The sequence below is a fragment of the Acetobacterium tundrae genome (genome assembly GCF_008086615.1).
Taxonomy (GTDB): domain Bacteria; phylum Bacillota; class Clostridia; order Eubacteriales; family Eubacteriaceae; genus Acetobacterium; species Acetobacterium tundrae.
Map to the genome: position 1 here is coordinate 1 of NZ_RXYB01000044.1, position 5,964 is coordinate 5,964.

Here is a 5,964-nt window from a genome sequence, read left to right on the forward strand (position 1 = left end):
AATTGGAATTTGCCACATGCGATATCACATCGTTTATACATACCCCACCTGATGAAATTTCACTGATCACTTTTCTTTCCACGTTCATTTTCGTTGTGAATAAATAGAGGGCTAACGGTTTCGGCAACTTCTTAATATCCTGTATGGCACTATCGATATCTTCATAAGATATAATTGGAAGCACCGGTCCGAATATTTCTTCTTTCATCGTAGCCGCACTCCACGATGAAATTTCGATTAGCGTTGGTTCAATGAATTTATCACTTCGATCGCTTTTTCCGCCAAACACAATTCCCGCTTTATCTTTTTCCATCATCGTCGTAATCCGGTCAAAATGACTTTCATTAATAATTCTTCCATACGAATTATTATGTTTAATATCATTGCCATAATATAACTGCAGACAATTTTTCATTTCACAGATTAATTCATCTTTCACAGAATCATGAACCAACACGTAATCCGGTGCCACACAGGTTTGTCCGGCATTTAGTGTTTTCCCCCACATAATTCTTCTGGCCGTCTCTTTAATGTTAGCACTCTCATCTACTATAACAGGACTTTTCCCACCCAATTCCAAAGTTGACGGAACCAGATTTCTAGCGGCCGCCTCCTTAACAATTCTTCCTACACCAGCGCTGCCGGTAAAGAATATATAATCGAATTTCGCATTAATCAAAAACGTATTTGTTTCGACGGTTCCTTCAACACAGCTGATGTAATTTCTATCAAAAGTATTATTGATCATTTCTGCCACTACTCTGGATACCTGTGGCGCTATTTCCGATGGTTTCAGTACCGCACAATTTCCCGCTGCTATCACCCCCACTAACGGTTCAAGCATCAGTTGTAATGGATAATTATACGGTCCCATGATTAAAACCGTTCCGTACGGTTCGTATAGTGTATGACTGCTTGAAGGCATCAAAAATATCGGCGTTTTAACCCGTACCGGTTTTGCCCATTTCTTAATATGCCTAATGGTATCCGTAATGCTGCGATAAACAAATCCTATTTCTGTCGCGTAGGATTCGACCGGATGCTTGCCTAAATCCGATTTTAATGCATCCATCATCGCTTGTTCATACTTCAACATTCCTATTTTTAATTTCTTTAATTGATCAATCCTAAACGCTACATTTTTCGTGACCTGGGAATCAAAATATTCATGATGCACCTCCAATAATCCCGTCACTTCTGCAACTGTCATTTCTTTCATACTAACCTCCATATTTAGACGCCTTCGTTATCAAACTCCGGAATAAAGCTTTCTTCAGCGGTGCCGCCCTCTTGGATAAAAGCATTTTCCACCCCTAGAGCAATCGCATAATCTAGCAGTTCATCATATTCTGCTGAACTGATTTTCCGGTCTAGTTCTGGAAAATTTTTCACATGAGGCAGCGGCGTATACTGATTCATGATGCTGATATAAATAAAATCTCCGTATCTTTCGTGAAGATATTTGATGATATTCTTCGAATCTTCCAGACCACCCGGAAGCATGAGATGTCTGACAATGACCCCCTTCTTCATTATGCCATCTTCATCAAACACCGGTTTACCTGCTTGACGAACCATTTCCTTCAGCGCCGCTTTGGCTGTCGCTGGATAATCAACAGCCTTGGAATATTTTCTGCTGAGGTCAGGATCTAAATATTTAAAATCTGGAAGGAAAATATCCACTTTGCCTTCCAACAACTTTAGGGTCTCAACTTTTTCATAACTGGCGGTATTATAAACCACGGGAAGAACAAGGCCCTGGTTTTTCGCAAGTTCCAGTGCTGCGATAATCTGCAGAACATAATGGGTGGGCGTTACGAGGTTGATGTTTAAGGCGCCCTTTGCCTCTAGCTCCATGAAAATCGCTGCCAGCCTCTCCACCGGTATCTTCTTACCGGTCTTTGCCCTTGCGATATGAACATTCTGGCAAAATACACATCTTAGATTGCATCCGGAAAAGAACACTGCCCCAGAACCGGCTGCCCCGGAAATACAAGGTTCTTCCCACAAATGGAGCGTCGCCCGGGCGGCCACGATTTCATTTGTCTCTCCACAAAAGCCAATTTCCCCGTTATCACGGTCAGCACCGCAGTTTCGCGGGCATAAATAACATTTCATAATTTATCCTCAATTTATATTTTTATTTAATGTGAAAACGCGACGATATATATTCATCTCTAAAGTTAGATAAAGCACGAATTAACAATTATCATGACCTGACTTTATCATTTAAAACCAGCTTCCAAATATAAGCATTTTTCGTGAAATCGTTGACACATTTAACGAATACTGATAAGATAATGTTCAATATTAAATTTAAAGGAGTGGTAATATGAACTTATTTGATTTGACTGGAAAAGTAGCCATTGTCACTGGCGCCTCAGGCGGGTTGGGTGCTGATGCGGCAAGGGCTTATGCCGAAGCCGGCGCTGATGTGGCCATCTTGGCCCGCAGAAAAGACCGTTTAGAAGAATTAGCTCAAGAACTAATCACTAATTTCGGTCATAAAGTACTTGCCGTTCAATGTGATGTAACAAAAGAAGAAAGCACAAAATCAGCCGTTGCAGAAGTCTTTCAAACTTTCGGACACCTTGATATCCTCTTGAATAATGCCGGCGTAGCACTTCATGGGACCGTTGAATCCATGTCGGCTGATGAATGGCAAAAAGCCTTTGATACCAATGTTATGGGCATCGTTAATATGTGTAAGTACGTTTTACCACATATGAAGGATAAGAATTACGGTAAGATTGTAAACACCGCTTCAGTCAATGCCATTATTGCGGATAAAGAGCTAGCCTTAGTCCGTCATTCATATAATACCACCAAAGCAGCGGTAAGAGGCCTTACCATGGCGATGGCGGCGACATACATGCAAAATGGCATCACGGTAAATTCCGTGGGACCGGGATTATTTGAATCCGAAATGACGGTGGATACATTATTCAAATCAGAGGCATTTTTAGAGATGTACAATCATAATTCACCTGCTGGAAGACCCGGTAACCGCGGGGAATGTAATGGGGCCATCATTTTTCTATCCTCAGATGCTTCTTCATATATAACTTCACAGCATATTATTATTGATGGCGGTACTTCGATCGTATAACATTTCCCCTTTGTTTATGCTTTCGGCCCAGTCAATGCTTTTATGAAGTTGTGTGCCCGAGTGAACACAATCATAAATAATTGACTGGGCTAAATGCTGTCTACATCACATTCAGGCCCAATTGCCATTTTTGAAAACACAGATTTCACGGCCATCTTTTGTGCTTCCGATGATTTCCAGATCTTTCGTTCCAATCATAAAATCGACATGCGTCATTGACTGGTTGGCTCCCACTTTCTGCAATGCTTCCCTGCTCATATTTCCGCCGCCTTTAACAGTAGTAGGATAGCATTCTCCCAATGCAAAATGACAAGCTGCATTTTCATCAAATAAAGTCTCATAGAAAAGAATTCCCGTATTGGAAATGGGCGAATCATAAGGCACCAGCGCCACTTCACCCAGTCGATCTGAGCCTTCATCCATCTCAATAATCATCTTTAGGATATCATATCCTTTTTCGGCTTTAAAATCAGATACCTTTCCTTTGTGGAAGGTTATGCTGAAATTCTCAATGAGGTTGCCCTGATGACTAAGCGGCATTGCCGCCACCAAGGTTCCTTCCGCGAGGTTGCAGTCCGGCGTGGTGAAAATTTCCTCGGTGGGCATATTTGCAAAAAAATAGACCTGCTCCGGGGTAAATTCTCCGCCACCTTCCCAAATATGGTCTTTCTGTAGGCCAATGGTAAAATCCGTACCAAGGCTATTTTTATAATGGAGTTTTTCAAAATGTTGTTCATTCAACATCCTGCATTTTTCATTCAAAAAGGTATTGTGTCTTGCCCATGCCTTGACCGCGTCTTCCCTACCGATTCTGACCGAAGCAAAGATGGCATCCCAAAGATTTTCCAGGGCAGCTTCTTCGGATAATTCTGGAAAGACCTTCAGCGCCCATTTCGCTTCCGGTACGGCAGCAACACACCATTGTATTTCACTGTTCATCATCATCTTGTAATAGGTTTTAAAAGCCTCATCGGATGCCCGAGAACTTACTTTCAGTTTTTCGCTGTCCACGCCAAGATAAGCTTCCGGATCACTCCCGGTCACCGCTATAAAGGCAGCTTTCTCTCTGGCATAGTAGTTTTTCGACTCTGCCCGCCATTCTGGAATGTCTTCCAGAACTTCCATAGCTGCATAGTCAAATCGGGTCCTGCTTGTTTTGACATCGTTCCAGAAAACGATGACATCTTTTGCTCCAGCCTTATAGGCTTCTTCAACCACCATTCTACCAAAGGAAACATTCTCAACACCACAGCTTAAAACCACATACTGTTTCTTCTGAACATTGGCCCCGGTCCGAACAATTAGTCTTGCATATTCCTGTAATTTTTCAATGTGATTCATTATAAGTTCCTTTTCTTAATCATTAATATTGTCCTAAATTATAACATATTAAGTCCCAATTATCCGGCATTCTACTTTAAAACTAATGGGCAACTGCAAAAATCACCCCTGATGGCGTATTCCAAAGGGGTGATCCGGATATTTTATATTATATTATATATACTTGATTACTACAAAATACTGGGGTTTGCAACTGTGCTTTTGGTTTGATCGCTCTGGGTCTGGGTATTCTGCATTTGAGGGGCCTGGTTCTGGGTTTCTTTTGTTTGATCAACCACAGTTTGAGTGTTTTCAGTTTTAGCAGTGATCTTTCTACTGGCTATTTCTGAATTGTACTGCGCAACTGTTATTTTCCCTTCATCTTTCAAACTTTTTAATTCAGTTTCAGAATAAGATGATAGATCATCAGTTGAAGTGCTCGTGGACACACTGTCATTAGACGTCGTATTCTGTAAGGTACTCACGTCATTTCCAACAATTGAAGCTTTATCTTTGCTCTGCTGTGGCGGCATCTCAGACGGTTTTTCCTGTGCAGATGCTGCATTTAAAAGATTCGCATCACTTTCCACTGAGCTATTCTGGCTTTTTGTTTTATATTCCAAATAATCCTGACTCAGTTCTATTGTATCATATTTGTAATAACTGTTTGCTTCCTGCGCGGAACTTTGACCACCAACGCTTGCCGCATCTGATTTTATTGTTGTCTCATCAACTTTTTTTGTAACCGTAGCCGTATTTCCCTGAAGTCTTGCAACATCCATACTGAGTACTTCCATTAAAATCACCTTCCTAAAAAAAAATTCAATTAAATTCTAAACGATCAATAAATCTATTTTTTATAGTATATCACAAATTGATAAATATTCAAGAGATTTTTATAAGAAATTCTGTAATGTCAGTTTGTTTATCATAATAACTGATGACAACAAAATATTTTTATTTACTACCAAACATTTCATTTTTTATATTACTCAGTTCAGCTTTTTTTGTAGAAAATCAGGATGCAAAGTAAAATCAACTAATTTTAAACGTGAATTCATCAGATTATACTCTAAGCCTCTTTTGAATCAACTGATTCTGTTTTCTCAATTTTATCTTCTTTTATTTTATCTAAAGCTTCTTTATGTTGAGTGGATTTCAGCGTTGGAAATGCCCGCAGCAATCGCTTTTGTCCAAAAGGGCTGGCTTCTAAAAGTTCTCTATACGCTTGTCTTAAATCAGGAAGAGCTTGTTCCCAATGTTCCGAAGCTGCCTTTTTTGTCTCTTTCTGAATCGCCATATCTTCCTCGAAAATCTTTTTCTTTATATCAATTTTATCTTCAATCGCATCTTTTTTATTAACTAAATCAATGGTTTTTGTGGCCAGATTCTCGCCTATTTCATTTGATGTCTTTTTAATAATCGCTGATAGTTCATCGATTCGTTCTAATTTTTTATTTAATTTAAGTATTATTTTAACGGTTGCAATTAAGTCACTTGCAAACAAGATAATAATGACTGCCAAAAGAATAATT

General features: G+C 39.8%; 5 protein-coding genes and 1 pseudogene. 1 reads left to right on the top strand and 5 read right to left on the bottom strand.

Annotated features, from left to right (window positions below):
- Together FZC40_RS16725 and FZC40_RS16730 are read right to left on the bottom strand one after the other, a co-directional pair.
- Window positions 1-1,219: aldehyde dehydrogenase family protein (locus tag FZC40_RS16725; protein WP_243135859.1), on the bottom strand; the 1,219-nt coding region annotated here is incomplete at its 3' end.
- Between the two features lie 14 nt (window positions 1,220-1,233).
- Window positions 1,234-2,118 carry a radical SAM protein gene (locus tag FZC40_RS16730; protein WP_148606464.1) on the bottom strand — a complete coding sequence of 295 codons (885 nt, stop codon included), beginning with the start codon at window positions 2,116-2,118 and terminating at the stop codon, window positions 1,234-1,236.
- 214 nt (window positions 2,119-2,332) lie between these two features.
- On the opposite strand from FZC40_RS16730, the gene FZC40_RS16735 reads away from it, so the two are divergent.
- A complete protein-coding gene (locus tag FZC40_RS16735; RefSeq protein ID WP_148606466.1) occupies window positions 2,333-3,109 on the top strand; it encodes an SDR family NAD(P)-dependent oxidoreductase in 777 nt (258 codons plus the stop codon).
- A 111-nt stretch (window positions 3,110-3,220) separates the two neighbouring features.
- Here the strand turns inward: FZC40_RS16735 and FZC40_RS16740 are convergent, their stop codons facing one another.
- The 3 genes and pseudogenes from FZC40_RS16740 to FZC40_RS17230 all read right to left on the bottom strand — a co-directional run.
- Window positions 3,221-4,450, bottom strand: coding sequence for an aminopeptidase (locus FZC40_RS16740; protein ID WP_148606468.1), 1,230 nt, complete (start codon window positions 4,448-4,450; stop codon window positions 3,221-3,223).
- 170 nt (window positions 4,451-4,620) lie between these two features.
- Window positions 4,621-5,226 (bottom strand): hypothetical protein, encoded by a 606-nt coding sequence (locus tag FZC40_RS16745; protein ID WP_148606470.1) that lies wholly within the window; start codon window positions 5,224-5,226, stop codon window positions 4,621-4,623.
- Window positions 5,227-5,501: 275 nt separating this feature from the next.
- Window positions 5,502-5,964: pseudogene (locus FZC40_RS17230) on the bottom strand (hypothetical protein); the annotation flags it as partial.

Coding starts and splice junctions, on each gene's coding strand:
- FZC40_RS16730 (WP_148606464.1), bottom strand. CDS start 2,118: ATGAAATGTTATTTATGCCCGCGAAACTGCGGTGCTGACCGTGATAAC.
- FZC40_RS16735 (WP_148606466.1), top strand. CDS start 2,333: ATGAACTTATTTGATTTGACTGGAAAAGTAGCCATTGTCACTGGCGCC.
- FZC40_RS16740 (WP_148606468.1), bottom strand. CDS start 4,450: ATGAATCACATTGAAAAATTACAGGAATATGCAAGACTAATTGTTCGG.
- FZC40_RS16745 (WP_148606470.1), bottom strand. CDS start 5,226: ATGGAAGTACTCAGTATGGATGTTGCAAGACTTCAGGGAAATACGGCT.